This window comes from Pantoea sp. Ap-870, from assembly GCF_011752515.1.
Lineage (GTDB): Bacteria > Pseudomonadota > Gammaproteobacteria > Enterobacterales > Enterobacteriaceae > Pantoea > Pantoea dispersa.
In genome coordinates this window covers 905,032-929,805 of the sequence record NZ_VWXG01000001.1, presented here as the reverse complement: position 1 = coordinate 929,805, position 24,774 = coordinate 905,032, and the positions used below count along the sequence as shown (strand labels likewise).

Here is a 24,774-nt window from a genome sequence, read left to right as displayed (position 1 = left end):
CTTTCTCATGATTAAGCGTTTCGTAGCCGTAGCCCTGGCGGGTATCACGCTGGCTGGCTGTGTTAATAACGATACCCTTTCCGGCGATGTTTACAGCGCCAGCGAAGCCAAGCAGGTTCAAAGCGTCTCATACGGTACGCTGGTATCCGTGCGTCCGGTAAAAATTCAGGGCGGCGATGACAGTAATGTGATCGGTGCCATTGGCGGTGCGGTGCTGGGTGGTTTCCTCGGTAACACCATCGGCGGCGGCGCGGGGCGCAGTCTGGCAACGGCCGGCGGTGCGGTACTGGGCGGCGTAGCCGGTCAGGGCGTGCAGGGTGCGCTCAACAAATCTGACGGCGTAGAGCTGGAGATCCGTAAGGATGACGGCAATACCATTATGGTGGTGCAGAAGCAGTCCGCCAGCCGTTACTCGGTCGGCCAGCGCGTGGTGATGGCCTCCAACGGCAGCCAGGTCACCGTCTCTCCGCGCTAAGCGCACAGATAAAAAAAACCGACGCCAGTGCGTCGGTTTTTTTATTTCTCGCGGTTCTGCAACTCGAGAATGTTTTTTTCCAGCCGGGCAATCAGCGTCACCATCTGATTGATCTCTTCGAGGCTGATGCCGGAGAGGATGTCGTCACGCGTCGCGTCGATCACGTTTTCGACCTGCTCAATGATCGGTTCAGCCTGACGGGTCAGCTTGATGCGCTTGGCGCGGCGATCGTTAGCGCAGGTGGCGCGGGTGATGAGCCCCTTCTCTTCCAGCTGATCCAGCGTACGCACCAGCGACGGCTGCTCAATACCGATGGCTTTCGCCAGCTGAATCTGCGACTGCTCTGGCGGGAGTTGATGAATATTGTGCAACGTCACCCAGTGGGTTTGTGTCAACTCAAGCGGCTTCAGACGCTGGTCGATCAACGCGCGCCAGATGCGCACCAGGCGAGACAGATCTGTTCCAAGCGGCGTATCCATTTCATCTCCTTATAATTAGCTTGCTAGCTATCAAGCCAGATTTTACACTATTCTGCGAGTTTACAGGACAAATTACAAATCCCGGGCCAGACGGCACGCCCGCTGTCTACACTTGATTTAACCGTGCCCGGGTAAAAAGGATGATGCCACGTGTCAATCTTCGCGCTCACCGCGACGGCGCCGCTGACCGATCTGGTATTCGGTGCCTCACTGTTCTTCCCGCCGCTGTTCAAAGCGGTGCTGCTGGGCTTCTTTTTCTGGCTGCTGATTCATCCGCTGCTGCGCGGCTGGATCTACTCCGGCGATGTCTGGCACCCCACCTTAATGGATCTCTCACTGTTTGTTCTGTGCGTGAGCGGCGCACTGTGGATACTGAGCCTCGGATAAATCACCATGAAATTCAACCCCTTTAAGTACTTTTCTACCCTTGTGGTGTTTACCCTGGCGCTGCTCGCAGGCTGGTGGATGTGGAACTACTACATGCAGGCCCCATGGACGCGCGATGGCAAAGTGCGCGCTGAACTGGTGGACGTGACGCCCGAGGTTTCCGGCCGTATCAGCACGCTGGCCGTGCGCGACAATCAGTTCGTGCATAAAGGCGAGGTGCTGCTGACGCTGGATCCGGTGCCGTGGCAGATTGCGCTGGCCAATGCGCAGGCCCAGCTGGCGAAGGCGCAGGCCGACCTCGCCAAAGCGCAGCATGAGGCGGATCGCCGTGCCAGCCTGCCGCGTAACGTGATCTCCGCTGAAGATATGGACGCGGCGCGCCTCAACGCGAATGCGGCGGCCGCCACGGCGAAAGCCGCACAGGCGATGCTCGATCAGGCGCGCTGGAACCTGCAGCAAACCACGGTGACGGCACCGACCGACGGCTGGGTCAGTAACCTGACGCTGCGTGCCGGCAATTACGCGACCGCCGGTACGCCACTGTTCGCGCTGGTCGACAGCCACTCTTACTATGTGATGGGCTATTTCGAAGAGACCAAACTGCGCCATATCCGGCCCGGCGCGGCGGCGCAAATCGTGCTGTATAGCAACGGCGCACGACTGCAGGGCCAGGTGGAGAGCATCGGGCGCGCCATTTACGATCAAAGCATCGCCAGCGACGGCGGTCTGGTGCCTGATATCAAACCCAACGTGCCCTGGGTCAGGCTGGCGCAGCGCGTCCCGGTGCGTATCCGGCTAAACGCGGTACCGGATAATGTGCCGCTGGTGGCCGGTACCACCTGCACCATCTCTGTCGCGCACTGAGGCCGGTATGAATCTGCAGTGGCTGGCCTGGCACAATCTGCCGTGGATAAAGGCAACCGGCGGCGAGTGGCGCTATGCGTTGCGTAACGCAATCGCGATGTGTCTGGCGCTCACCCTGGCGTATGCGCTGCAGCTGGATCAGCCTTACTGGGCCATGACGTCCGCCGCAGTGGTGAGTTTCCCCACCGTTGGCGGCGCCATCAGCAAAAGCCTGGGGCGCATCGTCGGCAGCCTGCTCGGTGCCAGCGCCGCGCTGCTGATTGCTGGCCATACGCTCAACGAACCGTGGCTGTTTGCCTTTTTCATGGCCGGCTGGCTGGCTCTCTGCACCTGGGTCGCCAGCCATTTTCAGAACAATGTGGCCTACGCCTTTTCACTGGCCGGTTACACCGCCGCGATTATCGCCTTCAGCAGCGTTAACGTTAGCGACGTCAGCCAGCTGTGGGACATCACCCAGGCGCGCGTGTGCGAAGTGATCGTCGGGATCCTCTGCGCCGGGCTGATGATGATGATCCTGCCCAGCACCTCGGACGGCAGCGCACTGATGCTATCGCTGCGCCAGATGCACACCCGCCTGCTTGACCACGCGGTGCTGCTGTTGCAGCAGAGCAGCACGGAAAATGTGCGCACCGCCCACGAAACGGTGATCAGCCAAATCCTCACCATGAATCTGCTGCGCATTCAGGCCTTCTGGAGCCACTATCGCTTCCGCCGGCAAAATAACGTGCTTAACTACGTGCTGCATCAGCAGCTGCGCCTGACCAGCGTGCTCTCCAGCCTGCGGCGCATGCTGCTTAACTGGCCCGACGCGCCGCCGGCGCTGTACAGCGCAATGCAACAGCTGCTGCACGAACTGGCGCAGCCGCAGTGTGATAAATACCGTCTGGCGCAGATTCTGCGCAGCATCACGCCGGACGTGCACGGTGATTTCCGCCAGCGTGCTTTTGTCCAGCGGCTGCGCTACTTCTGCTGGGTATGGCTGAATGTGGAGCGCTGGATTCGCCTGATTGAGCGCGCCGACGCTGACACCCGTTTCCAGCCGCCGTACGCGCCGGCACTGGCACGTGCCAGCGACAGTGCCGAAGCTGGCTGGAGTGCGCTGCGCACGTTTAGCGTGATCATGCTGGGCTGCGCGTTCTGGATCGGGACCCAGTGGGACGCTGGCGCCGCCGCGCTGACGCTTACCGCTATTGCCTGCGTACTCTACTCGTCATCGCCTTCGCCCGGCGGCAGCGTGTCGCTGCTGCTGAAAACGCTGCTGTGGCTGTCGCTGTTCAGCTTTGTGCTGCAGTTTGGTCTGATGGTGCAAATCAGCGCGCTGTGGCAGTTTTTGCTGCTGCTGTTCCCGCTGCTGCTGACGCTGCAACTGTTTAAGCTGCAACAGAAGAAACGCGCCGCGCTCTGGGGCCAGTTTATCGTGTTTATGGGATCGTTTATCGCGGTAAGTAATCCGCCAGACTGGGATTTCCAGAGCTTCCTTAACGATAACCTGGCAAAAGTGTGTGGCGTCCTGCTGGCGTGGCTGGCGTTTCAGGTGTTACAGCCGGGTTCTGATGCGCGCCGCAGCCGGCGCCATATCCGGGCGCTGCGCCACGCTTTTCTCGATCAGCTACGTCGCCAGCCGCGCCTGAGTGAAAGCCGGTTTGAATCGCAGATTTATCATCACATCAGCCAGCTGAGCCACAGCCGTGATGAGCAGGCGCGCCTGTGGCTGCTGCGCTGGGGCGTGGTGCTGCTGAACTGTTCGCACATTGTCTGGCAGCTGCGCGCCTGGCAACCCCGCTCACCGGCGCTGGCGCAGCTGCGCGACAGCAGTCTGCAGGATTTGCAGCGCATTATGAGTCTGCGCGGTGTGCGTCACGACTCGCTGCAGACCGCGCTGGATACGCTGCAGCATGCCATTGATCAGCTTCAGGGGCAGCCGGAGAGCGACGCGAATACCCTGGCGGGTATGTTGTGGCGCCTGCGCTGTTCGCTGGCGCAGCTGCGTCAGGCGGTGCCGGATTGATCATTCACAGTACTGGGTAAACTGCCGATCAAAGTCATCGTGCAGCTGCTGCAGGGTCTTCTGCCCTTCAAAGCGGGTTTTATCCTGCTCGGACATCGGTTCGATCACCAGCGCTTTCTCGTCCGACGAGTAGATAAAGCGCCGCGCCAGCGTGCTGCCGGTAAAACTGGTGCCCTGAATGCCGCCGCACACCACGGTGATGCTGTGACGGCGGATTTCGGTATGGGTGAAATTGGTTTCGGTGGCGCTGCGCAGGACATTCTGACAGCCTTTGGCTTGCAGCCGCTGCAGGGTATGCTGCGTCAGCCATTCGCGGCCGCGGGCAATATTTTCACAACTGGCGCGCAGCGGATTGGTATCTATATCTCGCTGCAGCTGACGGCTGGCCTCCAGTCGCAGCTGGGTATCATTCGGGCGATCGCAGCCCACCAGCGCTAAACACAACAGCAAAATCCCACGCGTTTTCATGCCTGCCCCTGAGCGGTTCCGTTCCTGAATCAACATCATAGGATGGAATGTTGCCGCTGAGTAGCAGGAAAATGGGTCAGAATTTTTCTGCGCGGCGGCGGCGGGTCAGGCCCGTCGCCGCCCGGTGGTCAGATCACGCCGCAGGCCAGACGCGCCCCGCCACCGCCAAGCGGTTGTGGATGGTCAGCATGGTTATCGCCGCCGACGTGCACCATCAACGCTTTGCCTTTGATCTCGCTTAGCGATTTCAGACGGGGCGCCACCACGGGATAGCTGGCTTTGCCGTCGTCGGTGACATACAGCGCGGGCAAATCGCCGAGGTGGCCGTCAGCGTACGGACCGAGGTGCTTGCCGCTGTTTTGCGGATCGAGGTGACCGCCCGCCGCGCCGGCCGCCACGGTTTTGCCGGCGGATTCGCCGGGCTCACAGCTGCCTTTGGCGTGAACGTGGAAGCCGTGAATGCCGGGTTTCAGCCCGCTCAGCGCCGGCGCGAACTGCAGACCATACGGGGTTTCGCTGATGGTCACCTTACCGATCGACTCACCGATACCCTGCGCCGTCACCTGATGCAGCGTCACGTCTTCTGACGCCGCGTGTGCACCGGCAGCACACACCAGCGTCAGCACGGCCATAATGGTTTTTTTCATAACGTCTCCTTACGGTTCAGATTCCCTCTAAGCCTGGACCGCTTTTGCCCAGGTTGCCGTAGTTTGACGCAGATTTACGCTTCAGGGCACATCGTAGCCGAGTGCCGCCTTGCGAATACGGAACCACTGCTGGCGATCCAGCGTCAGTTCACAGGCTTTCACCGCGTCGCTGACGCGCGCAGTTTTACCGGAACCGATAATCGGCAGCGGACGACTGGGCAGTTTCATTACCCAGGCATAGACCACCTGCTCGATATTGCTGGCACCGATCTCCTGACGCACCTGTTCCAGCTCATCGCGCAGCGGCTGGTAGTGCGGATCGTTAAACAGGCGGCCGCCACCGAGGCACGACCACGCCATCGGGCGCATACGCGTCTGCTGGCACTGGTCGAGCGTGCCGTCGAGCAGCGCCGACTGCTCCAGCGGTGAGATTTCCAGCTGATTGGTGACCAGGCTAAACGGCAGACGGGATTGCAGCAGCGTGAACTGCGCAGCGGTAAAGTTGGACACGCCAAAATAACGCACCTTGCCACTCTGATGCAGCTGCAGGAAGGCGTCGGCGATTTCATCCGCATCCATTAACGGATCCGGACGGTGAATCAACAGCAGATCGAGATAATCGGTGGCAAAGTGGCGCAGGGAATTTTCCGCACTGTGCAGGATGTGGCTGGCTTCGGTGATGTAGTGACCGATTTTATGTTCCGGTTTCGCGCGGGTGGCAATGCCGCACTTGGTGACGATTTGCAGTTGCTGACGCAGCTGCGGTGCCAGGCGCAGCGCTTCGCCGAACGCGGCTTCACAGCGATAGTCGCCATAGATGTCGGCGTGGTCAACGGTGGTGATGCCCAGCGCCAGATGATGCTCAATAAACTGCACCAGTTGCTGCGGCGTCATGCCCCACTCCATCAGCCGCCAGTAACCGGCGATCAGCGGCGAAAAAGCGGGTCCCTGTGGGGCAATAGCGTGCGGTTGTAACATGGTTAAACTCCCTTCTGCGCAATAGCGAAAGCGCGAGTATAACCAAATGCGCACGGCGCGTTTTCTTAAAACAGCTCCGGTTGCTGTGGATCAGGATTTTCATCCACTTTTTGCTGACGCTGCAGGCGCAACAGGCGCTGGCGACACAGGCGCAGCACCTCGCGTTTTTGCGCATCGCTGAATTTCATCCAGTTGAAGCGCTCCTCCCGGCTGCGCAGACAGCCACGGCAATAGCCGCGCGCATCGCTCTGGCAGATACCGCGACAAGGGCTCGGAACCGGAAAAAACTCTAATTGCTCAGCCACATCACCTCCGCAATGAACCTATCCACTCTTATTGATAACAGCTTAGTGACATAGTGCAAGGCATAAACCGTTATTACTGGTACTGTACACGGCGACAACCACGCCAGCTTCCGACACCGTGGCAATAGTCAGGGAATCAATCAGGTAAGGAGACGCGGTTAAGGTTTTCCTCATCTTCAATTCATACGATTGTCATATTCCGTTATTCCGATGAGTCTCCATGAAACCGACCTCTAAGTTACAGTGTCACGACAACAGTTTTAATTTACTGGCCGCGTTGTTCTTTGCCTTTGTCCTCAATGCCCTGTTTTTACTGCGCGCGTGGGAAATTATTCCCTACACACGCGTGCATGATTACCTGTTCGCTGCCAGCATGCCGGTGGTGCTGGTCGCGGCGTTTTATCTGCTCTTCTCGCTACTGGCCTGGCCGTGGATACGCAAACCACTGCTGATTGTGCTGATTCTCGCCAGCGCCGCCGCCAACTACTTTATGCACAGCTTTGGTACGGTCATCGACACCAACATGATTGAAAACGTGTTTGAGTCAAATGCGCAGGAAACCGGCGCGCTGATGAGCCGCAACTATGTCATCTGGATGTTGCTGATGGGCATTCTTCCGGTCGCGCTGGTATGCAGCGTCCGTATCAGCAATCGCCAGCGCTGGTGGTGGAACCTGCTGCAGCGCCTCGCCAGTGCGCTCGGTGCCGTACTGGTGATTCTGCTGATGGCCGTGCTGTTCTACAAAGACTACGCTTCGCTGATCCGCAATAACAAAGGCCTGGTGAAGATGATCACCCCTGCCAATATTGTCAGTGGCACCGGCCATTATGTCGATCAGCGTTATCTGCAGGGCAGCCAGGCGCTGGTGAAGATTGGCGAAGATGCGAAGAAAGGACCGCTAATCACCGCCGGGCCGAAGAAGACGCTGGTGGTGCTGGTGGTGGGCGAAACTGCGCGCGCGGAGAACTTCTCCCTCGGCGGCTATGCGCGCGACACCAACCCACAGCTGAAAAAGCAGCAGGTGATTTATTATCCCAACGCCAGTTCCTGCGGCACAGAAACCGCCATTTCGGTGCCGTGCATGTTCTCGAATATGCCGCGCGAGCATTATGAGGCGAACCTCGCCCATCATCAGGAAGGCGTGCTGGATGTGCTGGCCCATGCCGGAGTCAGTGTGCTGTGGCGCGAAAACGACGGCGGCTGCAAAGGTGCCTGCGACCGCGTGCCGCATACCGATATGACGCAGTGGCAGCTGCCACAGTACTGCCACGATGGCTTCTGCCTCGATGACGTCTTGCTGCATCGCTTTGATAACTATGTCGACAGCCTGCACAATGACGGCATCATTGTACTGCACCAGATGGGCAGCCACGGTCCGGCTTACTTTAAGCGCTATCCGGCCGCGTTCCAGCGCTTTACGCCTACCTGCGACAGCAATCAGATTCAGGATTGCGATCACCAGGCGCTGGTTAACACCTACGATAACTCGCTGCTGTATACCGACGATATGCTGAGTCGCACCATCGATAAGCTGAAGGGCCTGAGCGATCGCTTTAACGTGGCGCTGGTGTACCTGTCCGACCATGGCGAATCGCTGGGCGAACACGGCATGTACCTGCACGGTGCGCCGTACCTGTTTGCGCCGTCGCAGCAGACGCACATCCCGCTGCTGCTGTGGATGTCGCCGGGCTATGCCGCGGCGTATCACATTGATCAGGCCTGTCTGCGCCAGCAGGCGGCAGAGACAGCGGTGTCGCAGGATAATCTGTTCCACACGGTGCTCGGCCTGTTCAATATCCAGACGCAGCAGTATCAGCCCCAGCTGGATATGATCAAATCGTGCCAGAATCGCGTCTGAGGATTGCATTAGACCGACTGGTCTAATACTCTGCCTGCCATGAATAAGACAGTGCAACGCAACGAAACCCGTGAACACCTGCTCGCCACCGGCGAGCAGGTCTGCCTGCAGCGCGGTTTCACCGGCATGGGGTTGAGCGAAATGCTGGCGCTGGCGGAAGTGCCGAAAGGCTCGTTTTACCACTACTTCCGCTCGAAAGAAGCGTTCGGTGTGGCGCTGCTGGAGCGCTACTTCGTCAACTATCAGCAGCAGGTTGAACAGCAGCTGACCCAGCCCGGCGTTACTGCGCGCGAACGCTTACTGCAGCATTTTCGCTACGCGGAACGGCTGTTTATTGAGCAGGGTCACATCGTTGGCTGTCTGGGCGTTAAGCTTTCCGGCGAAGTGTGCGATCTGTCAGAACCGATGCGCGATGCGCTGCAGCGCGGTGCCACGGCCATTACGGCGGCTTACGCACGCTGTCTGACGGAGGTCGCAGCCGAACAGCCGCTGCCCTATGGGCAAAGCCCGCAGCAGCTGGCGCAACGCTGTTATCTGCTGTGGCTGGGTGCCAGCCTGCAGAGCAAGATTTCACGTGAGCCCGGGCCGATTAGCCTGGCGCTCGACACCATCGAACAGTGGCTTAATCACCGCTGATTTTTAAAAACGGCAATTTCTAGACGACCGGTCTATTACAGGAGTCATCATGGCGAGTAAACAGCTGTTCACCCCGCTGAAAGTGGGCGCGATTACCGTACCTAACCGTGTCTTTATGGCGCCGCTGACGCGTCTGCGCAGCATTGAACCGGGCGATATTCCTACCCCGCTGATGGCGGAGTATTATCAGCAGCGCGCCAGCGCGGGTCTGATCATTACCGAAGCCACCCAGGTTTCGTTCCAGGCGAAAGGCTACGCTGGTGCGCCGGGTTTGCACACCGCGGAGCAGATTGCTGCGTGGAAAATGATTAACGAAGGCATTCACGCCGCGCACGGTCATAGCGCCGTTCAGCTGTGGCACACCGGCCGCATCTCGCATAATAGCGTGCAGCCGGATGGCAAAGCGCCGGTCGCACCGTCCGCGATCGCCGCTGGCACCCGCACCTCGCTGCGCGCCGCCGACGGCAGCGTGTATCGCGAAGATACCTCCATGCCGCGTGAACTGAGCGTGGCAGAAATTCAGCAGATCGTTAAAGACTTCGGCCAGGCGGCAGCCAATGCGCGCGACGCCGATTTTGACCTGCTGGAGCTGCACTCTGCGCACGGCTATCTGATGCATCAGTTCCTCGCACCGGGTTCTAACCAGCGTACCGATGAATACGGCGGTTCGATTGAGAAGCGCGGCCGTTTCGCGCTGGAAGTGGTCGATGCGGCAATTGCTAACTGGTCAGCCGATCGTATCGGTATCCGCATCTCGCCAATCGGCGCCTTCCAGAATCTGGAAAACGGTCCGGATGAAGAAGAAGCGGCACTGTGGTACATCAGCGAACTGGGCAAGCGCGGCCTCGCCTACCTGCACCTGTCTGAGCCAGACTGGGCGGGCGGTAAGCCTTACACCGATGAGTTCCGCCAGAAAGTGCGTGCCGCCTTCCCGGGCGTGATTATCGGTGCCGGTGCCTACACCGTGGAAAAAGCGGACGATCTGATTGCGCGTGGCCTGATTGACGCGGTGGCCTTTGGCCGTGACTTCATCGCCAACCCGGATCTGGTAGCGCGCCTGCAACAGGATGCACCGCTTAACCCGCAGCGTCCGGAGAGCTTCTACGGCGGCGGCGCGGAAGGTTACACCGACTACCCGACACTGTAAGTCAAACGCGGCCGCAGCGGATGTGCGGCCGCGTGCTTTCTTCAGGGCATTCCCTCGCTATACTAAGCGGGTTCCCTGATGACTTTTGAAAAGAGGATGTTATGCGTTTACTTCACACTATGTTACGCGTTGGCGATCTGCAGCGCTCCATCGATTTTTACACCCGCGTGCTGGGCATGCGCGTGCTGCGTCAGAGCGAAAACACCGAATACAAATACACCCTGGCTTTCGTGGGTTATACCGAAGAGAGCGAAGGTGCGGTCATTGAGCTGACCTACAACTGGGGCGTGGATAAATACGACCTCGGCAATGCCTACGGCCACATCGCGCTGGGCGTGGATGATGTCGCGGCGACCTGCGACCGCATCCGTCAGGCGGGCGGTAACGTCACACGTGAAGCCGGCCCGGTAAAAGGCGGCAGCACCATCATCGCTTTCGTGGAAGATCCGGACGGTTACAAAATCGAGCTGATCGAAAACAAACACGCCGGTCACGGCCTCGGCAACTAATGCCGTTAGTCAGCCTGCTAATTTGCGGGCTGACTTCCCTCTCCTGCTGCACCCTGCGCCGATTTTTGCCATAATGCGCGCTGCCCCATTTCCTGCAATGAGATCCTGATGTCTGAATCGAACGCCTTAAACGCTCTCCATCAACGCTTCCGTGGTTTTTATCCTGTGGTGATTGACGTTGAAACCGCCGGTTTTAATGCGCAAACCGATGCGCTGCTGGAAATCGCGGCCACCACGTTAAAAATGGATGAGGATGGCTGGCTGCACCGCGATGAAACCCTGCATTTCCACGTGGAGCCGTTCGAAGGGGCGATTCTCAATCCCGAAGCGCTGGCGTTTACCGGCATCGACCCCAGCAATCCGCTGCGCGGCGCGGTGAGTGAATATGAGGCGATGCACGCCATTTTCAAAATGGTGCGTAAAGGCACCAAAGACAGCGGCTGTAACCGGGCGATTATCGTGGCGCACAATGCCACCTTTGATCATAATTTTCTGATGGCGGCAGCAGAGCGCACCGGCATGAAGCGTAACCCGTTCCACCCGTTCGCCACCTTTGACACCGCCGCGCTGAGCGGGCTGGTGCTGGGACAAACGGTACTGGCGAAGGCCTGTAAAGCGGCGGGGATAGATTTTGACAGCACTCAGGCGCACTCGGCGCTGTACGATACCGAACAGACCGCCACGCTGTTTTGCGAACTGGTGAATCGCTGGAAACGCCTCGGCGGCTGGCCGCTGGCGGTGAGTGAAGAGCCGGCCGAAGACGATGCCTCGGCCTGAGGCCCGTGAGACCGCAGCCAAAAAAAAGGCCGACACTGCTGTCGGCCTTTTTCTTATTCTGCTTCTTTGTGCTTCTCAGCGGTCTCTTTGATCAGCGGTTGCAGTTCGCCGCGCTGGAACATCTCAACGATGATGTCACAGCCGCCGACCAGCTCGCCATCCACCCACAGCTGCGGGAAGGTTGGCCAGTTGGCGTATTTCGGTAACTCAGCGCGGATATCCGGATTTTGCAGAATGTCTACGTACGCAAAGCGCTCACCACAGGCAGACAGCGCCTGTACCGCCTGCGCAGAGAAACCGCAGCTTGGCAGTTTCGGCGAACCTTTCATGTACAGCAGGATCGGGTTTTCTGCGATCTGGCGCTGAATTTTTTCAACAGTACTCATTTTTGCCTTCCTTAATCCTTCACTTCGTGTTTGTTTATTGTAGCGACTTCGCCCCGCGACTGAAAACGGGATTTTGCCTTAGCCGGCGCATATCGCCATGTTTGTTAAGTTCGCGCGCCACGAATAACATTTTCATATCATTAATAAGCATTAATCAATTAATAATTAGCAATAATTCCGCTGGGTTAAACAGCTGAAATCGCTCATTTTTGCCCCACTTTCAGTACCGTGACAGATTAATGGAAAAAGACCTTACCTTTTGCAAAAAAAGTGGATTAGAATTGCCCCGGTGCTGATCGTCGATCAGATTTTTCTAACTTTACCGCGGTCTGGCTTCCTGCCGACGGCTTAACCTGTAACCGGACTATGCGTTTACTGATTACGCTTTTCATACTGGCTTTTGCCCAACTGTTCTTTAATGTGGCGGCGGCTTCTCCGCATGCGCCGGTTAATGCCAGTTTGCAGAAAGCGGAGAAAAAGAACGCGCGTGAAGATGAGCGTCGCAAACGACGCCCGGTGAAAACCACCAGCAAAAAGTCACGCCTGACGTCGGTGCAGAAGTTCAGGCTGAAAAAACAGCAGAAAAGCGAAACGGTACTTCAGCACACCACGCAGCGCAAATCCTCACTTAAGCTCAGTGCGAAAAAATATGGTCATCAGCGGCTGGCGAAGAAATCGCGTGACGTTGCCGTTGATGATGAAGTGCAGCAGCTGAGCGGCATTAAAATGAGCAAAGCCCACCGCCTGCGCTATCAAAAAGCACGTGAAACCGCGATGACGAAACTGATGGGCCAGCTGGGTAAACCGTATCAGTGGGGAGGCACCTCACCGCACACCGGTTTCGACTGCAGTGGTTTAGTGTGGTACGCCTACAAAGACCTGGTGAAGTTTAAATTTCCCCGCACCGCCAATGAGATGTATCACCTGCGCGACGCCGCGCCGATCAAGCGCGAGATGCTGGAGAAAGGCGATCTGGTGTTCTTCCGCATCAACAACCGCGGCACCGCCGACCATGTCGGGGTTTATCTGGGCAATGGCAAATTCATTCAGTCTCCGCGCACCGGTAAGGACATTCAGATTAGCGCGCTGGGCGAGGATTACTGGCAGAAGCATTACGTTGGCGCACGCCGTATGATGACGCCGAAAACCGTGCGCTAACCTCAGCGTTGCGCAACAAAAAAGCCGGTGGCTGTTCAGCAGCACCGGCTTTTTTATTAATGCAGAATGGCGGTAAAGCTAAAGGCAATAATCATCAGCAGAGCAGCGGCGGTGGTGGTCAATGCCAGTTTTAAATCGGTACTCATCACAACTCCTTAGTCACACAGTTTGCATGGTTAAATAATTTTCGCACAGTGATGGGCAAAAATCTCGTGTTATCCGCCCCGGCTTGCTAGAATCGCCGCCTTTCGTTGCGCAACAGATTTAGCGCATGCTGCATTGACAGCCTGCTGAAGGATGTTTCCCTGCCCGATTAAGCAGATTAGCCCTGATATTCAGGGCGCAAAACCATTAGCAGACGCAAACGTTTAACAATATACTTATCAGTAAGTTGCGATAAGCCCAGGAGTACCATTTTCATGGCAACCATTAAAGATGTGGCGAAACGCGCCGGGGTCTCAACCACCACGGTTTCGCATGTCATCAACAAAACGCGTTTTGTCGCGGAAGAGACGCGTAACGCCGTATGGGAAGCGATTAAAGCGCTGCACTACTCACCGAGCGCGGTGGCCCGCAGCCTGAAGGTGAATCACACCAAGACGCTGGGCCTGCTGGCGACCTCCAGCGAAGCGCCCTACTTCGCCGAAATTATTGAAGCCGTGGAGAATCACTGCTTTGAGCGTGGTTACACGCTGATTCTCGGCAACGCGCATAACGATCTGCAAAAACAGCGCGCTTATCTTTCGATGATGGCGCAAAAGCGCGTCGATGGCCTGCTGGTCATGTGCTCCGAATATCCCGACGATCTGCTGCAGATGCTGGAAGAGAACCGCAATATCCCGATGGTGGTCATGGACTGGGGCGAATCGCGCGGTGACTTTACCGATACCGTGCAGGACAATGCGTTCCACGGCGGTTACCTCGCCGGGCGTTACCTGATTGAGCGCGGCCATCGCGACATCGGTGCCATCCCCGGCCAGATGGAGCGCAACACCGGTGGTGGCCGTCATGCGGGTTTTCTGCAGGCGATGCAGGAAGCGGGCATCAGCGTCCGTCCCGAGTGGATTGTGCAGGGTGACTTCGAACCGGAGTCAGGTTATCAGGCAATGCAACAGATCCTGAACCAGAAACAGCGCCCGACGGCGGTGTTCTGCGGCGGCGATATCATGGCGATGGGCGCGATTTGCGCGGCCGACGAGATGGGACTGCGCGTGCCGCAGGATATTTCGGTAATTGGCTATGACAATGTGCGCAACGCGCGCTACTTCACCCCGGCGCTGACAACCGTGCACCAGCCGAAAGCGCAGCTGGGGGAAAAGGCACTGGAGATGCTGCTGGACCGCATCACCAGCAAACGCGAAGAGCCGCAGACCATTGAAGTGCAGCCCACGCTGATTGAGCGCCGCTCCGTGGCCGATGGCCCGTTCCGCGATTACCGCCGTTAAGCCGCCTTCTCGCTGAGCCACTCGTGGTTCAGCGTCTCCGCATCGCCCAGATATTCCAGTAACCACGCCAGCGCCGGTGACGCGCGTTGCTCAGACCAGCTGACGCAACACGGGCTGTCCGGAAACGGCTGCGGCAACGCCAGCTCCACCAGCGCGCCGCTGTCCAGCAGCGGGCGCGCCAGGTGCCCCGGCACCATGCCCACGCACAATCCAGCCTGCAGGCAATCCAGCCCGGTTTCCCACTCCGGCACCACCAGCCGCCGCTGGTTATCCAGCGTCCACGTCATGCGGCGCGGCAGCGCGCGCGACGTATCTTCCAGCACCAGCGACGGCCAGGCGCGCAGGGTTTCGTCGTCCAGCTGCGGACTGTGGGCCAGCGCATGCTGCGGACTCACCACGCAGCGCCAGTTGAGCGCGCCCATATCCTGAAAGGCGAAGCGGCCGCCGACCGGAATGGCCTGGGTGGCGCCAATCGCCACATCGACACGACCATCAGCCAGCGCGTCCCACACGCCGTTAAATACTTCGTAGCTGATGATCAGCTCCATATCGGGGAAATGGCGGTAAAAATCCTTTACCAGCTGGCGGGTGCGCTGCGGTTTGACGATGCAATCTACCGCGATACTGAGCTGACCGCGCCAGCCATTAGCCAGCTGCTGACACTGGCGGCGCGTGGCCATCATTTTTTTGATAACAGAACGCCCTTCACGCACAAAATGCTCGCCTGCTGCCGTCAGCACCACTTCGCGATGCTGCCGCTCAAACAGCGGTACCGCCATCCAGCCTTCCAGCTGGCGCACGGTATAGCTGATGGCAGAGGGCACGCGGTGCAGCTCCTGCGCCGCCGCGCTAAAACTGCCGGTGCGCGCTACCGCGTCCACCACCTCAAGTGCATATTCCGACCACATAGTTTTCCCATCAAAAATTTTAACAGCACCCTGCAAATATTAGCGTTTCACAAAGCCCGCTGCACCCTTTTACACTCCCCGCCGTTCAACCTGCCGAATGAGAAAAACCATGCTGTCATCCAAAGGATTTCTGCCTTACCTTGCCGTGCTGAGCATGCTCGGCTTTCTGGCCACCGATATGTATTTACCCGCCTTCGGCGCCATGCAGCGCGACTTTGCTTCCGCACCGGGCACCATCAGCGCCAGCCTGAGCCTGTTTCTGGGCGGCTTTGCCTGTGCGCAGGTGCTGTGGGGCGTGCTGTCGGACCGCTTCGGCCGTAAACCCATTCTGCTGGCGGGCCTGAGCCTGTTTGCGCTGAGCTGTCTTGCCATGCTGTGGGTGACTAACGTCTGGCTGATGCTGGCGCTGCGTTTTGTGCAGGCGGTAGGCGTGTGCGCCGCAGCGGTGAGCTGGCAGGCGCTGGTGGTTGATCGCTATCCGCAGGCCAAAGCCAACAAAGTATTTGCCACGATTATGCCGCTGGTGGCGCTGTCACCGGCGCTGGCACCGCTGCTGGGTGCCTGGCTGATGGCCCATTTTCACTGGCGCGCCATCTTCCTCGCGCTCACGCTGGTGACGCTGGTGCTGCTGTTCGGCACGCTGAAACTGGCCAGCGCGCCGCGTGCGCGCCACGAAAGCACGCCGCAGCCCAGCTGGCTGACGCTGCTGGCGACGCGTATTTACAGCGGTAACGTAGTGATTTATGCCGCCTGTTCCGCCAGTTTCTTCGCCTGGCTGACCGGCTCGCCGTTTATCCTCGCCGCCGCGGGTCTGAGCCCGGCGGACATTGGCCTGAGCTATATTCCGCAGACCATCGCCTTCCTGCTGGGCGGGTTTGGCTGTCGCGCACTGCTGAACCGTTTTCAGGGTGCGCAGCTGCTGCCGTGGTTGCTGATGATTTACAGCCTGAGCATTCTGGGCCTGTTTACGGTGGCGCTGATGACCACGCCGCCGCTGGTGGCTCTGCTGCTGCCGTTCTGCGGCATGGCGCTGGCCAATGGCGCGATTTACCCGATTGTGGTGTCCAGCGCCCTCGCCCCGTTCCCGCAGGCCACCGGCAAAGCGGCCGGCCTGCAGAATCTGCTGCAGCTGGGCTTATGCTTCCTCGCCAGCCTGATTGTTTCCGCCGGTCTGCAGCAGGCGCTGTTACATACCACGCTGGTCATGGTGGCCACGGTGATCCTCGCCTGGGCCGGTTTCCTGTGGCAGCGCAGCGCCAGCGCACAAAGTGATATTGCTCACGCTTCCCGTCCCTGCGAAGATAATTGCTAAGGCAACGATTATCGTTAGCAAACTAACGATAAGCCATTGAATACTGACCTGCGTGAGCATATACTCAGTGGGTCAGCATTTCTGCAACAAATCAATAACATAATGAGCGTATTTTTTAGCGACACTGTCGCTGGGATGGCGTCTGCACGATATTCACCTCCGGAGTTGTGGCAGACATTTCTATTCAGATTCATACCTCTGTAATACGTCGGCTATCTGGCGCACGGATTTTCCGTGAGTTCTCTCACAGGCCTGAGGAATTTGACTATTCTTTTTCTCAGGTTCAAATCGGAAAGGTGATGGAGAAGCTATGAGTTCATCGTGTATAGAAGAAGTGAGCCTTGAAGAAAACCAATGGTTTCGTATCGCCCATGAATTACTGGAGCGGGCGGACATTCACATCAACGGCACACGCCCCTGGGATATTCAGGTCAGACATGCGGATTTTTTCAAACGGGTCCTGCAGGAGGGATCGCTGGGCCTCGGTGAAAGCTACATGGACGGCTGGTGGGAGTGTGAACGTCTGGATATGTTCTTCCACCGCGTGCTGAAACATCATCTGGATAAGCAGTTACCGCACCATTTTAAAGATACGCTGCGCATTGCTGCGGCGCGCCTCACCAATCTGCAGTCAAAGAAACGCGCCTGGATTGTTGGTAAAGAGCACTACGATCTTGGCAACGACCTGTTTTCATTGATGCTCGATCCATTTATGCAGTACTCCTGCGGCTACTGGAAAAGCGCGGAAACGCTGGAGCAGGCACAGCAGGACAAGCTGGATATGATCTGCCGCAAGCTGCAGCTTGAGCCGGGCATGACGCTACTGGATATCGGCTGCGGCTGGGGCGGACTGGCGGAATTCGCCGCGCGTCATTACGGGGTGAAAGTGCATGGCGTGACTATCTCTGCCGAGCAGCAGAAAATGGCGCAGCAGCGCTGTGCCGGTCTGGATGTGACCATTCTGCTGCAGGATTACCGTGATTTGAACCAGCAGTTTGACCGCATCGTATCGGTGGGCATGTTCGAACACGTCGGGCCGAAAAACTATGCCACCTACTTCGATGTGGTTGATCGTAACCTGAAACCGGAAGGCCTGTTTTTGCTGCACACCATTGGGGCGATCAGAACCGACATGAACGTCGACCCGTGGATCGATAAATACATTTTCCCCAACGGCTGTTTACCGTCGGTACGGCAGATCGCCGATGCCAGCGAATCCCACTTCATCATGGAAGACTGGCACAACTTCGGCGCGGATTATGACACCACGCTGATGGCCTGGTACGAGCGATTTCAGGCGGCATGGCCGCAGCTGGCAGAGAAGTATGGCGAGCGTTTCGAACGGATGTTCAGCTATTACCTCAACGCCTGCGCCGGTGCGTTTCGCGCGCGGGATATTCAGCTGTGGCAGGTAGTTTTCAGCCGCGGCGCCGAAGGCGGTTTGCGCGTGGCGCGTTGATTTCCGTGCAATGCTAAAAGGCGCTTAACGCGCCTTTTTATTCGCGATTACTCCGCGTCCGGCAGCGTTTGTGCCGCCAGCGCGGCCGCGGCATCACGCTGCGCCAGCACACGTTCAACGGTGTCAACAATCGCCTGGGTATGCGGATCGATTTCGATATTGACCCGGTGCCCTAGCTTCTTCGCGCCCAGCGTGGTGCGCTCCAGCGTTTCCGGGATCAGGTGCACGCAGAACTTACTTTTGGTGACATCACCGACTGTCAGGCTGATACCATCGATGCCGACGAATCCTTTATGCAGAATATATTTGATCTGCTCAGCGTCCTGTAATTTAAACCACACTTCGCGGTTATTCTCTGACTGGATAATTTTACAGATTTCGGCGGTGGTCATAATATGGCCGGACATCAGGTGTCCGCCAATTTCATCGCTGAATTTCGCGGCGCGCTCAATATTGACGATGTCACCAACCTGTAATTCACCGAGGTTGGTGATGCGCAGCGTCTCTTTGATGAGATCGAAGCTGACGCGATCGCCGTCAATGGCGGTCACCGTCAGGCAGCACCCGTTGTGCGCTACCGAGGCGCCCAGCGCCAGGCCGGGCAGCAGCTCAGCAGGCAAGCGCACGGTGTGGGTGCGGAACAACTCTTTTTCTTCAATGGCGACAATTTCTGCCGTGCCCTGCACAATTCCGGTAAACATAATTTCAGCCTCTGCGAAGTTTGTGGCAGTTTATCACAGCTTGCGCCGCAAGGTTTAATTTGCCGGCGCGCAAACTTTACACAAATGACGCAGCCAAATGCGATCAATGTTTGGCGGAAGTGCGGGCTACCGCTACACTAGGTCGCGCATTCTTTGGGGATTTCACCCCGCTCTCTTCTTAAATTACGCAGGTGATACGTGCAGAAGTATTTAACAGAAGCGCGTCAATTGCTGGCCCTCGCGATCCCGGTCATCCTTGCTCAGGTGGCACAGACCGCGATGGGATTTGTGGATACCATAATGGCCGGTGCGGTGAGCGCCACGGATATGGCCGCCGTTGCTGTCGGCACCTCTATCTGGCTTCCCGCCATTTTGTTTGGTCATGGTCTGCTGCTGGCATTGACGCCAACCGTTGCGCAACTCAACGGATCCGGGCGACGCGAACGCATCGCAGAACAGGTGCGCCAGGGTTACTGGCTGGCGGCGGGCGTGGCGCTGCTGATTATGGTGGTGCTGTGGAACGCCGGCTACCTGATTCACACCATGCATGACATTGATCCTCAGCTGGCGGCCAAAGCAGAAGGTTATCTGCACGCGCTGCTGTGGGGCGCACCGGGCTACCTGTTTTTCCAGGTGGCACGTAATCAGTGTGAAGGGCTGTCGAAGACCAAGCCGGCGATGCTGCTGGGTTTCCTCGGCCTGCTGACCAACATTCCGCTGAACTATGTGTTTATTTACGGCCATTTCGGTATGCCTGCGCTGGGCGGCGTGGGCTGTGGCGTCGCCACCGCGTCGGTTTACTGGGTGATGTATCTGGTGATGCGCTTCTGGCTGAAGCGCATGCCGGCCATGCGCGATATCCGCATGCATAGCCGCTGGTCGCCACCATCGCGCGCCATCCTGACGCGCCTGTTCACGCTGGGATTACCGGTCGCGCTGGCGCTGTTTTTCGAGGTCACGCTGTTTGCCGTGGTGGCGCTGCTGGTGTCGCCGCTCGGCATTGTGAAAGTGGCTGGTCATCAGATCGCGCTCAACTTTAGCTCGCTGATGTTTGTGCTGCCGCTGTCGCTCGGCGTCGCCACTACCATTCGCGTCGGCTACCGTCTGGGCCAGGGCTCGGCCGAACAGGCCCGCATCGCCGCGTGGACCGGCCAGGGCGTGGGTATCACCATGGCGGCGATCACCGCGCTGTTTACCGTGACCTTCCGCCACGATATTGCCGCGCTCTATACCGCTAATCCGGAAGTGATTACCCTGGCGGCACAGCTGATGCTGCTGGCGGCCATCTACCAGTTCTCGGATTCGATTCAGGTGATTGGCAGCGGTATCCTGCGCGGCTATAAGGACACGCGCTCGATCTTCTTTATTACCCTGATCGCCTACTGGGTGCTGGGGCTGCCGGTGGGTTACGTGCTGGCGCTGACCGACTGGGTGGTGGCACCACTGGGGCCAGCCGGTTTCTGGTGCGGATTTATCGTCGGCCTGACGTCGGCGGCGGTAATGATGATCTGGCGCATCCGCCGTTTGCAGCGTTTACCGGCGCAGGTGATTCTGGCGCGCGCCGCGCGCTAAGTGGCTGAGCGGGCGTTTATTTGGCCCGCAATGGCGAAAAAAACGACGCATAGCACAGTTGCTGGTCAGTCGTCAGGAAAAATCACTTTTCCGCTTGCCAGCATCACGGCCTGCCGTTAATATTCGTCCCCGCTGTCGCCCTGACAGCGTGTTGCGCTCTTAGCTCAGTTGGTTAGAGCACCACCTTGACATGGTGGGGGTCGATGGTTCGAGTCCATTAGAGCGCACCAAGTGCGTCCGTAGCTCAGTTGGTTAGAGCACCACCTTGACATGGTGGGGGTCGGTGGTTCGAGTCCACTCGGACGCACCAGATTTCTGAAATGCGCTCTTAGCTCAGTTGGTTAGAGCACCACCTTGACATGGTGGGGGTCGATGGTTCGAGTCCATTAGAGCGCACCACTTTTGCTGTTATCTCCCTTGCGCAACTCGCTTTTCCTTGATCTGAGTCGGTTTTCTCCCTCTGCTTTTATATTGGTTTTCGCATACTTAGCGACTATACTATGCCGCGTTGTTCCACCTGAAAGGTTTCAGCGCTAACGTGCCTATGCCAGCCACTTACATCATTTGCGCAACGCCGTCGCTACGGTCTCTCCGCCCGGCGCATAACTTCTCTGCACGCTTAGCCGTCGTCACCTATTCTTACTTCTGTGGCAAACGTACCATCACCAAACAGATTTTTACTTCGGTGCCAGGCGCATCGAACCCCGACCTTTATCATCCATCACAACTTACAGAAATCTGACATGAAAAAGACCAAGATCGTTTGTACTATCGGTCCGAAAACCGAATCCGAAGAGATGCTGACTCAACTGCTGGAAGCGGGCATGAACGTCATGCGCCTGAACTTCTCTCACGGGGATTATGCCGAACATGGTCAGCGCATCACCAACATGCGTGCCGTCATGGAAAAAACCGGTCGCCAGGCCGCGATTCTGCTGGACACCAAAGGCCCGGAAATCCGTACCATGAAACTGGACGGTGGCAATGATGTGTCCCTGAAAGCTGGCCAGACCTTCACCTTCACCACCGATCAGTCAGTGATTGGTAACAGCGAACGCGTTGCCGTTACTTACGCCGGTTTCACCGAAGACCTGAAAATTGGTAATACCGTGCTGGTCGACGATGGTCTGATCGGGATGGAAGTCACCGAAGTCACGGAAAACACCGTGGTGTGTAAAGTGCTGAACAATGGCGACCTTGGCGAAAACAAAGGCGTCAACCTGCCGGGCGTGTCCATTCAGCTGCCGGCACTGGCGGAAAAAGACAAGCGTGATCTGATCTTCGGCTGCGAGCAAGGCGTGGATTTCGTTGCGGCTTCCTTCATCCGTAAACGTTCTGACGTGCTGGAAATCCGTGAGCACCTGAAAGCCCACGGCGGTGAGCACATTCAGATCATCTCCAAGATCGAAAACCAGGAAGGCCTGAACAACTTCGACGAGATCCTGGAAGCCTCTGACGGCATCATGGTCGCGCGTGGTGACCTCGGTGTGGAAATCCCGGTTGAAGAAGTGATCTTCGCGCAGAAGATGATGATCAAGAAGTGTAATAAAGCGCGCAAAGTGGTAATCACCGCGACGCAGATGCTGGATTCGATGATCAAGAACCCGCGCCCTACCCGTGCTGAAGCCGGCGACGTGGCCAACGCCATCCTCGACGGTACCGACGCGGTGATGCTGTCCGGTGAGAGCGCCAAGGGTAAATACCCGCTGGAGTCGGTCACCATCATGGCGACCATCTGCGAGCGTACCGATCGCGTGATGAAATCGCGCATCGATTCCCTGCAGGATTCGCGCAAGCTGCGTATCACTGAAGCAGTGTGCCGTGGCGCCGTTGAGACCGCTGAGAAACTGGAAGCGCCGGTGATTGTGGTGGCGACCGAAGGCGGTAAGTCGGCTAAATCCGTGCGTAAATACTTCCCGGATGCCACCATTCTGGCCCTGACCACTAACCAGACCACCGCGCGTCAGCTGATTCTCAGCAAAGGGATTGAAACGCGTCTGGTGAGCGAAATCGCCTCGACCGATGATTTCTACCGCATCGGCAAAGAGATGGCGCTGCAGAGTGGCTACGCGCAGAAAGGCGATGTCGTGGTGATGGTTTCGGGTGCGCTGGTACCGAGCGGAACCACCAACACCGCGTCGGTGCACGTACTCTGATCGAGCCGGTGATGTTTATTTAAAAGAGCGCCTTTCGGGGCGCTTTTTTTTATTCCGCGCCTGAGACAGAAAGCGGAAAATTCCAATCGATAATAACTATTCAATATCCCGCAGAATTAAGGTTAATCCGATTAAATCTCTCTGTTTTCGCTAAATATTTTCATCATGTTCTGCGAAACGCTGCTTCTTTGAGCGAACGATCAAATTTAAGCATGTTCTCATCAAAAATTTATTCTCAACTTAAAAAGCTTTGTGTAATACTTGTAACGCTACATGGAGATTAACTCAATCTAGAGGGTATAAATAATGAATCGTACTAAACTGGTACTGGGCGCGGTAATCCTGGGTTCAACTCTGCTGGCTGGTTGCTCAAGCAACGCTAAAATCGACCAGCTGTCTTCAGACGTTCAGACTCTGAACGCTAAAGTTGACCAGCTGAGCAACGACGTGAACGCAATCCGTTCTGACGTTCAGGCTGCTAAAGACGACGCAGCTCGCGCTAACCAGCGTCTGGACAACCAGGCTCACTCTTACCGTAAGTAAGAGTTCTGGTTTGAAAAATGGTGCCCTTGTGGCACCATTTTTTTTGTCCGGATTCTGCCGTCCGCTGGCCCTGAATCACGGTGTCGCAGCGGCTTCGCCCTGCGCCTGACTGATGGTGGCTTGCGCACCGCCTGTTGCCCCCTGCTGCGTCTGCAGCACTGCCGGCAGCGGCGTCGCCTCATTCACTGGTTCCCCACTGCTCACCAGCACCGGCATGCCTGAACGACGTTCAATCGCCGCCTTAATCAGCGCACTGTCGCTCTTCGCACTCTTTATAAAGGCTTTCAGCGGCGCGCTCAGCGCAATTGGCATGGTCTGTGGATCGTCCTGTTCATTACGCGACAGCGGCTGGTGTACCTCGATGTAGCGTTTGCCGTCGGGTTCGATGGCATATTTGATCGGCTGGTTAATCACCTGTACGCGTGTACCCTGCGGCACGCTGTTGAACAGCGCTTCGATATCGTCCGGGCGCAAACGAATACAGCCGGAGCTGACGCGCATCCCGATGCCGAAGTCGGCGTTGGTGCCGTGAATCAGATACTGGCCGCTGCCGCGCGCCAGACGCAACGCAAACAGCCCCATCGGGTTATCCGGCCCGGCAGGCACCATCGCGGGCAGAGTGATGCCCTCTTTGGCGTAGCGTTTGCGGATATTGACGGTGGGCGTCCAGGTGGGGTTAGGGATTTTCTGGCTGATACTCGTCACCATGCTCGGCGTGGCGGCACCCAACTGACCGATGCCGATCGGATAAACCACGACGCGATTTTCCCCTTTGGGATAGTAGTAGAGGCGCAGTTCGGCCAGGTTGATCACGATGCCTTCACGCGGCGCATCCGGCAGCAGCATCTGCAGCGGCACGGTAAGCTGCGTTCCGGCTTTCGGCAGCCAGGGGTCGACGCCCGGATTGGCTTCCAGCATGCCAAGCATGCCTATCTTATAACGCGCGGCAATGCTCTCCAGCGGCCGTTTGTCATCCGGGACGGTGGTCAGGGTGTTTTCGCCAATCAAACGGCTATCAGCGGCTGGCAGGGGGTATTCCGTAGCAAACGCAGGTGCAGACAGTCCGAAACAGGACAACAGCAATGCACCGGCTAAACGAAGCGCAGGTTTCATGCAATTTTCTCTTTGTCGGATGGAACAGACCCCGGTCATGGCCGGGGTCTGGAGAGTGTAACTTAGCTGAGAGACTGTGCGTTATGCCGGATCGCGCGAATCATCGCTTCCAGCCCCTGCGAACGCGAAGGGGTGAGGTGTTGCGTCAGGGCCAGTTCGCCAAACCAGTGGGCGACATCCAGTGCCAGAATCTCTGGCGCTTTCAGACCCTGATACAGGCTAAATACCACGGCAATCAAGCCCTTAACGATGGCGGCATCGCTGTCACCTTCAAAAGCAATGGTGCCGTCAGCCTGTGGGGTCATGCGAATCCATACCTGACTCTGACAGCCTGAAATGACGTACTGCGGCTGATGCAAGCTTTCAGAGGATTCTGGTAATTTTGCCCCGAGTTCAATGATGTAGAGGTACTTCTCTTCCCAGTTGGCGCAACGATTGAAGTTGCGCACCAGTTTCTCTTTTTCTGGCAGGTTTGCCATGCAT

General features: G+C 57.6%; 27 protein-coding genes and 3 tRNA genes. 19 read left to right on the top strand and 11 right to left on the bottom strand.

The features are described 5' to 3' along the window. Nucleotides 1–7: 7 nt before the first annotated feature. Entirely contained in the window at nt 8–475 is a 468-nt protein-coding gene (slyB, locus tag F3J41_RS04585) for an outer membrane lipoprotein SlyB (RefSeq protein WP_021506204.1), read from the top strand. 41 nt (nt 476–516) lie between these two features. On the opposite strand, the gene slyA is transcribed toward slyB, so the two are convergent. Then, the gene (slyA, locus tag F3J41_RS04580) at nt 517–954 is read right to left on the bottom strand and encodes a transcriptional regulator SlyA (RefSeq protein ID WP_010618966.1); all 438 of its coding nucleotides are present in this window, start codon (nt 952–954) and stop codon (nt 517–519) included. Between the two features lie 150 nt (nt 955–1,104). Here slyA and F3J41_RS04575 point away from each other — a divergent pair, with 150 nt between their 5' ends. Genes F3J41_RS04575 through F3J41_RS04565 form a run of 3 tightly spaced genes read left to right on the top strand, consistent with a single transcriptional unit; the run spans nt 1,105 to nt 4,213 of the window. After that, nucleotides 1,105–1,341 carry a DUF1656 domain-containing protein gene (locus F3J41_RS04575; protein WP_021506205.1) on the top strand — a complete coding sequence of 79 codons (237 nt, stop codon included), beginning with the start codon at nt 1,105–1,107 and terminating at the stop codon, nt 1,339–1,341. A gap of 6 nt (nt 1,342–1,347) precedes the next feature. Next, nucleotides 1,348–2,205, top strand: a complete 858-nt coding sequence (locus tag F3J41_RS04570) for an HlyD family secretion protein (RefSeq protein WP_166710049.1) — start codon at nt 1,348–1,350, stop codon at nt 2,203–2,205. A gap of 7 nt (nt 2,206–2,212) precedes the next feature. After that, nucleotides 2,213–4,213 (top strand): FUSC family protein, encoded by a 2,001-nt coding sequence (locus F3J41_RS04565; RefSeq protein WP_166710047.1) that lies wholly within the window; start codon nt 2,213–2,215, stop codon nt 4,211–4,213. On the opposite strand, the gene F3J41_RS04560 is transcribed toward F3J41_RS04565, so the two are convergent. The 4 genes from F3J41_RS04560 to F3J41_RS04545 form a co-directional block, all read right to left on the bottom strand. Next, nucleotides 4,214–4,681 (bottom strand): hypothetical protein, encoded by a 468-nt coding sequence (locus tag F3J41_RS04560; RefSeq protein WP_021506208.1) that lies wholly within the window; start codon nt 4,679–4,681, stop codon nt 4,214–4,216. It lies immediately after the preceding gene. 128 nt (nt 4,682–4,809) lie between these two features. Beyond that, complete coding sequence (gene sodC / locus F3J41_RS04555) at nt 4,810–5,328, bottom strand: superoxide dismutase family protein (RefSeq protein ID WP_166710045.1); 519 nt, start codon at nt 5,326–5,328, stop codon at nt 4,810–4,812. A gap of 81 nt (nt 5,329–5,409) precedes the next feature. After that, nucleotides 5,410–6,306, bottom strand: coding sequence for an aldo/keto reductase family oxidoreductase (locus F3J41_RS04550; RefSeq protein ID WP_021506210.1), 897 nt, complete (start codon nt 6,304–6,306; stop codon nt 5,410–5,412). A gap of 65 nt (nt 6,307–6,371) precedes the next feature. After that, complete coding sequence (locus tag F3J41_RS04545) at nt 6,372–6,611, bottom strand: DUF1289 domain-containing protein (protein WP_021506211.1); 240 nt, start codon at nt 6,609–6,611, stop codon at nt 6,372–6,374. Between the two features lie 220 nt (nt 6,612–6,831). Between F3J41_RS04545 and eptA the strand changes: the two genes are divergently transcribed. The 5 genes from eptA to rnt all read left to right on the top strand — a co-directional run bounded on the left by eptA (nt 6,832) and on the right by rnt (nt 11,538). Next, a complete protein-coding gene (gene eptA, locus F3J41_RS04540; RefSeq protein WP_166710043.1) occupies nt 6,832–8,469 on the top strand; it encodes a phosphoethanolamine transferase EptA in 1,638 nt (545 codons plus the stop codon). A gap of 39 nt (nt 8,470–8,508) precedes the next feature. Next, nucleotides 8,509–9,105 carry a TetR/AcrR family transcriptional regulator gene (locus F3J41_RS04535; RefSeq protein ID WP_031279165.1) on the top strand — a complete coding sequence of 199 codons (597 nt, stop codon included), beginning with the start codon at nt 8,509–8,511 and terminating at the stop codon, nt 9,103–9,105. A gap of 49 nt (nt 9,106–9,154) precedes the next feature. After that, on the top strand, nt 9,155–10,252 hold the full coding sequence (locus F3J41_RS04530) for an alkene reductase (RefSeq protein ID WP_058776267.1): 1,098 nt from the start codon (nt 9,155–9,157) through the stop codon (nt 10,250–10,252). A gap of 101 nt (nt 10,253–10,353) precedes the next feature. Continuing rightward, nucleotides 10,354–10,761, top strand: a complete 408-nt coding sequence (gene gloA, locus F3J41_RS04525; protein ID WP_021314698.1) for a lactoylglutathione lyase — start codon at nt 10,354–10,356, stop codon at nt 10,759–10,761. 108 nt (nt 10,762–10,869) lie between these two features. After that, on the top strand, nt 10,870–11,538 hold the full coding sequence (gene rnt / locus F3J41_RS04520) for a ribonuclease T (RefSeq protein ID WP_166710041.1): 669 nt from the start codon (nt 10,870–10,872) through the stop codon (nt 11,536–11,538). A 53-nt stretch (nt 11,539–11,591) separates the two neighbouring features. Here rnt and F3J41_RS04515 read toward each other — a convergent pair whose 3' ends face one another. Then, nucleotides 11,592–11,924: a Grx4 family monothiol glutaredoxin gene (locus F3J41_RS04515; protein ID WP_021506217.1), complete on the bottom strand. Its 333-nt coding sequence runs from the start codon at nt 11,922–11,924 to the stop codon at nt 11,592–11,594. Nucleotides 11,925–12,290: 366 nt separating this feature from the next. On the opposite strand from F3J41_RS04515, the gene F3J41_RS04510 reads away from it, so the two are divergent. Then, the gene (locus F3J41_RS04510) at nt 12,291–13,082 is read left to right on the top strand and encodes a C40 family peptidase (RefSeq protein ID WP_058757687.1); all 792 of its coding nucleotides are present in this window, start codon (nt 12,291–12,293) and stop codon (nt 13,080–13,082) included. Between the two features lie 56 nt (nt 13,083–13,138). Here F3J41_RS04510 and F3J41_RS04505 read toward each other — a convergent pair whose 3' ends face one another. After that, entirely contained in the window at nt 13,139–13,228 is a 90-nt protein-coding gene (locus F3J41_RS04505) for a YnhF family membrane protein (RefSeq protein WP_021506219.1), read from the bottom strand. 273 nt (nt 13,229–13,501) lie between these two features. On the opposite strand from F3J41_RS04505, the gene purR reads away from it, so the two are divergent. After that, nucleotides 13,502–14,527: an HTH-type transcriptional repressor PurR gene (gene purR, locus F3J41_RS04500; RefSeq protein WP_021506220.1), complete on the top strand. Its 1,026-nt coding sequence runs from the start codon at nt 13,502–13,504 to the stop codon at nt 14,525–14,527. On the opposite strand, the gene punR is transcribed toward purR, so the two are convergent. Further along, complete coding sequence (gene punR / locus F3J41_RS04495; RefSeq protein WP_166710039.1) at nt 14,524–15,435, bottom strand: DNA-binding transcriptional activator PunR; 912 nt, start codon at nt 15,433–15,435, stop codon at nt 14,524–14,526. The genes purR and punR overlap by 4 nt on opposite strands. A 109-nt stretch (nt 15,436–15,544) precedes the next feature. Here punR and punC point away from each other — a divergent pair, with 109 nt between their 5' ends. Both punC and cfa read left to right on the top strand, forming a co-directional pair. Next, nucleotides 15,545–16,747: a purine nucleoside transporter PunC gene (gene punC / locus F3J41_RS04490; RefSeq protein ID WP_166710037.1), complete on the top strand. Its 1,203-nt coding sequence runs from the start codon at nt 15,545–15,547 to the stop codon at nt 16,745–16,747. A gap of 310 nt (nt 16,748–17,057) precedes the next feature. Then, nucleotides 17,058–18,206, top strand: a complete 1,149-nt coding sequence (gene cfa, locus F3J41_RS04485; protein ID WP_021506223.1) for a cyclopropane fatty acyl phospholipid synthase — start codon at nt 17,058–17,060, stop codon at nt 18,204–18,206. A 47-nt stretch (nt 18,207–18,253) separates the two neighbouring features. Here cfa and F3J41_RS04480 read toward each other — a convergent pair whose 3' ends face one another. Further along, nucleotides 18,254–18,907: a riboflavin synthase subunit alpha gene (locus F3J41_RS04480; protein ID WP_127833971.1), complete on the bottom strand. Its 654-nt coding sequence runs from the start codon at nt 18,905–18,907 to the stop codon at nt 18,254–18,256. Nucleotides 18,908–19,105: 198 nt separating this feature from the next. On the opposite strand from F3J41_RS04480, the gene F3J41_RS04475 reads away from it, so the two are divergent. The 6 genes from F3J41_RS04475 to F3J41_RS04450 all read left to right on the top strand — a co-directional run bounded on the left by F3J41_RS04475 (nt 19,106) and on the right by F3J41_RS04450 (nt 23,178). Beyond that, the gene (locus tag F3J41_RS04475) at nt 19,106–20,479 is read left to right on the top strand and encodes an MATE family efflux transporter (protein ID WP_058769700.1); all 1,374 of its coding nucleotides are present in this window, start codon (nt 19,106–19,108) and stop codon (nt 20,477–20,479) included. A gap of 153 nt (nt 20,480–20,632) precedes the next feature. Next, a tRNA-Val gene (locus F3J41_RS04470) sits at nt 20,633–20,709 on the top strand. Between the two features lie 3 nt (nt 20,710–20,712). After that, nucleotides 20,713–20,789, top strand: a tRNA-Val gene (locus F3J41_RS04465). Nucleotides 20,790–20,801: 12 nt separating this feature from the next. Then, nucleotides 20,802–20,878 (top strand) — tRNA-Val (locus F3J41_RS04460). 344 nt (nt 20,879–21,222) lie between these two features. Beyond that, on the top strand, nt 21,223–22,635 hold the full coding sequence (gene pykF / locus F3J41_RS04455) for a pyruvate kinase PykF (RefSeq protein ID WP_021506226.1): 1,413 nt from the start codon (nt 21,223–21,225) through the stop codon (nt 22,633–22,635). Nucleotides 22,636–22,941: 306 nt separating this feature from the next. Beyond that, complete coding sequence (locus tag F3J41_RS04450) at nt 22,942–23,178, top strand: major outer membrane lipoprotein (protein WP_007374746.1); 237 nt, start codon at nt 22,942–22,944, stop codon at nt 23,176–23,178. A gap of 75 nt (nt 23,179–23,253) precedes the next feature. On the opposite strand, the gene F3J41_RS04445 is transcribed toward F3J41_RS04450, so the two are convergent. Both F3J41_RS04445 and sufE read right to left on the bottom strand, forming a co-directional pair. Continuing rightward, nucleotides 23,254–24,291, bottom strand: coding sequence for a L,D-transpeptidase family protein (locus F3J41_RS04445; RefSeq protein WP_058780649.1), 1,038 nt, complete (start codon nt 24,289–24,291; stop codon nt 23,254–23,256). Nucleotides 24,292–24,353: 62 nt separating this feature from the next. Next, complete coding sequence (sufE, locus tag F3J41_RS04440) at nt 24,354–24,770, bottom strand: cysteine desulfuration protein SufE (RefSeq protein ID WP_021506228.1); 417 nt, start codon at nt 24,768–24,770, stop codon at nt 24,354–24,356. Between the last annotated feature and the right edge of the window lie 4 nt (nt 24,771–24,774).

Bases quoted from the DNA above. Each gene is read 5' to 3' on its own strand.
- slyB (WP_021506204.1), top strand. From the start codon at position 8: ATGATTAAGCGTTTCGTAGCCGTAGCCCTGGCGGGTATCACGCTGGCT.
- slyA (WP_010618966.1), bottom strand. From the start codon at position 954: ATGGATACGCCGCTTGGAACAGATCTGTCTCGCCTGGTGCGCATCTGG.
- F3J41_RS04570 (WP_166710049.1), top strand. From the start codon at position 1,348: ATGAAATTCAACCCCTTTAAGTACTTTTCTACCCTTGTGGTGTTTACC.
- F3J41_RS04565 (WP_166710047.1), top strand. From the start codon at position 2,213: ATGAATCTGCAGTGGCTGGCCTGGCACAATCTGCCGTGGATAAAGGCA.
- F3J41_RS04560 (WP_021506208.1), bottom strand. From the start codon at position 4,681: ATGAAAACGCGTGGGATTTTGCTGTTGTGTTTAGCGCTGGTGGGCTGC.
- sodC (WP_166710045.1), bottom strand. From the start codon at position 5,328: ATGAAAAAAACCATTATGGCCGTGCTGACGCTGGTGTGTGCTGCCGGT.
- F3J41_RS04550 (WP_021506210.1), bottom strand. From the start codon at position 6,306: ATGTTACAACCGCACGCTATTGCCCCACAGGGACCCGCTTTTTCGCCG.
- eptA (WP_166710043.1), top strand. From the start codon at position 6,832: ATGAAACCGACCTCTAAGTTACAGTGTCACGACAACAGTTTTAATTTA.
- F3J41_RS04535 (WP_031279165.1), top strand. From the start codon at position 8,509: ATGAATAAGACAGTGCAACGCAACGAAACCCGTGAACACCTGCTCGCC.
- F3J41_RS04530 (WP_058776267.1), top strand. From the start codon at position 9,155: ATGGCGAGTAAACAGCTGTTCACCCCGCTGAAAGTGGGCGCGATTACC.
- gloA (WP_021314698.1), top strand. From the start codon at position 10,354: ATGCGTTTACTTCACACTATGTTACGCGTTGGCGATCTGCAGCGCTCC.
- rnt (WP_166710041.1), top strand. From the start codon at position 10,870: ATGTCTGAATCGAACGCCTTAAACGCTCTCCATCAACGCTTCCGTGGT.
- F3J41_RS04515 (WP_021506217.1), bottom strand. From the start codon at position 11,924: ATGAGTACTGTTGAAAAAATTCAGCGCCAGATCGCAGAAAACCCGATC.
- F3J41_RS04510 (WP_058757687.1), top strand. From the start codon at position 12,291: ATGCGTTTACTGATTACGCTTTTCATACTGGCTTTTGCCCAACTGTTC.
- F3J41_RS04505 (WP_021506219.1), bottom strand. From the start codon at position 13,228: ATGAGTACCGATTTAAAACTGGCATTGACCACCACCGCCGCTGCTCTG.
- purR (WP_021506220.1), top strand. From the start codon at position 13,502: ATGGCAACCATTAAAGATGTGGCGAAACGCGCCGGGGTCTCAACCACC.
- punR (WP_166710039.1), bottom strand. From the start codon at position 15,435: ATGTGGTCGGAATATGCACTTGAGGTGGTGGACGCGGTAGCGCGCACC.
- punC (WP_166710037.1), top strand. From the start codon at position 15,545: ATGCTGTCATCCAAAGGATTTCTGCCTTACCTTGCCGTGCTGAGCATG.
- cfa (WP_021506223.1), top strand. From the start codon at position 17,058: ATGAGTTCATCGTGTATAGAAGAAGTGAGCCTTGAAGAAAACCAATGG.
- F3J41_RS04480 (WP_127833971.1), bottom strand. From the start codon at position 18,907: ATGTTTACCGGAATTGTGCAGGGCACGGCAGAAATTGTCGCCATTGAA.
- pykF (WP_021506226.1), top strand. From the start codon at position 21,223: ATGAAAAAGACCAAGATCGTTTGTACTATCGGTCCGAAAACCGAATCC.
- F3J41_RS04450 (WP_007374746.1), top strand. From the start codon at position 22,942: ATGAATCGTACTAAACTGGTACTGGGCGCGGTAATCCTGGGTTCAACT.
- F3J41_RS04445 (WP_058780649.1), bottom strand. From the start codon at position 24,291: ATGAAACCTGCGCTTCGTTTAGCCGGTGCATTGCTGTTGTCCTGTTTC.
- sufE (WP_021506228.1), bottom strand. From the start codon at position 24,770: ATGGCAAACCTGCCAGAAAAAGAGAAACTGGTGCGCAACTTCAATCGT.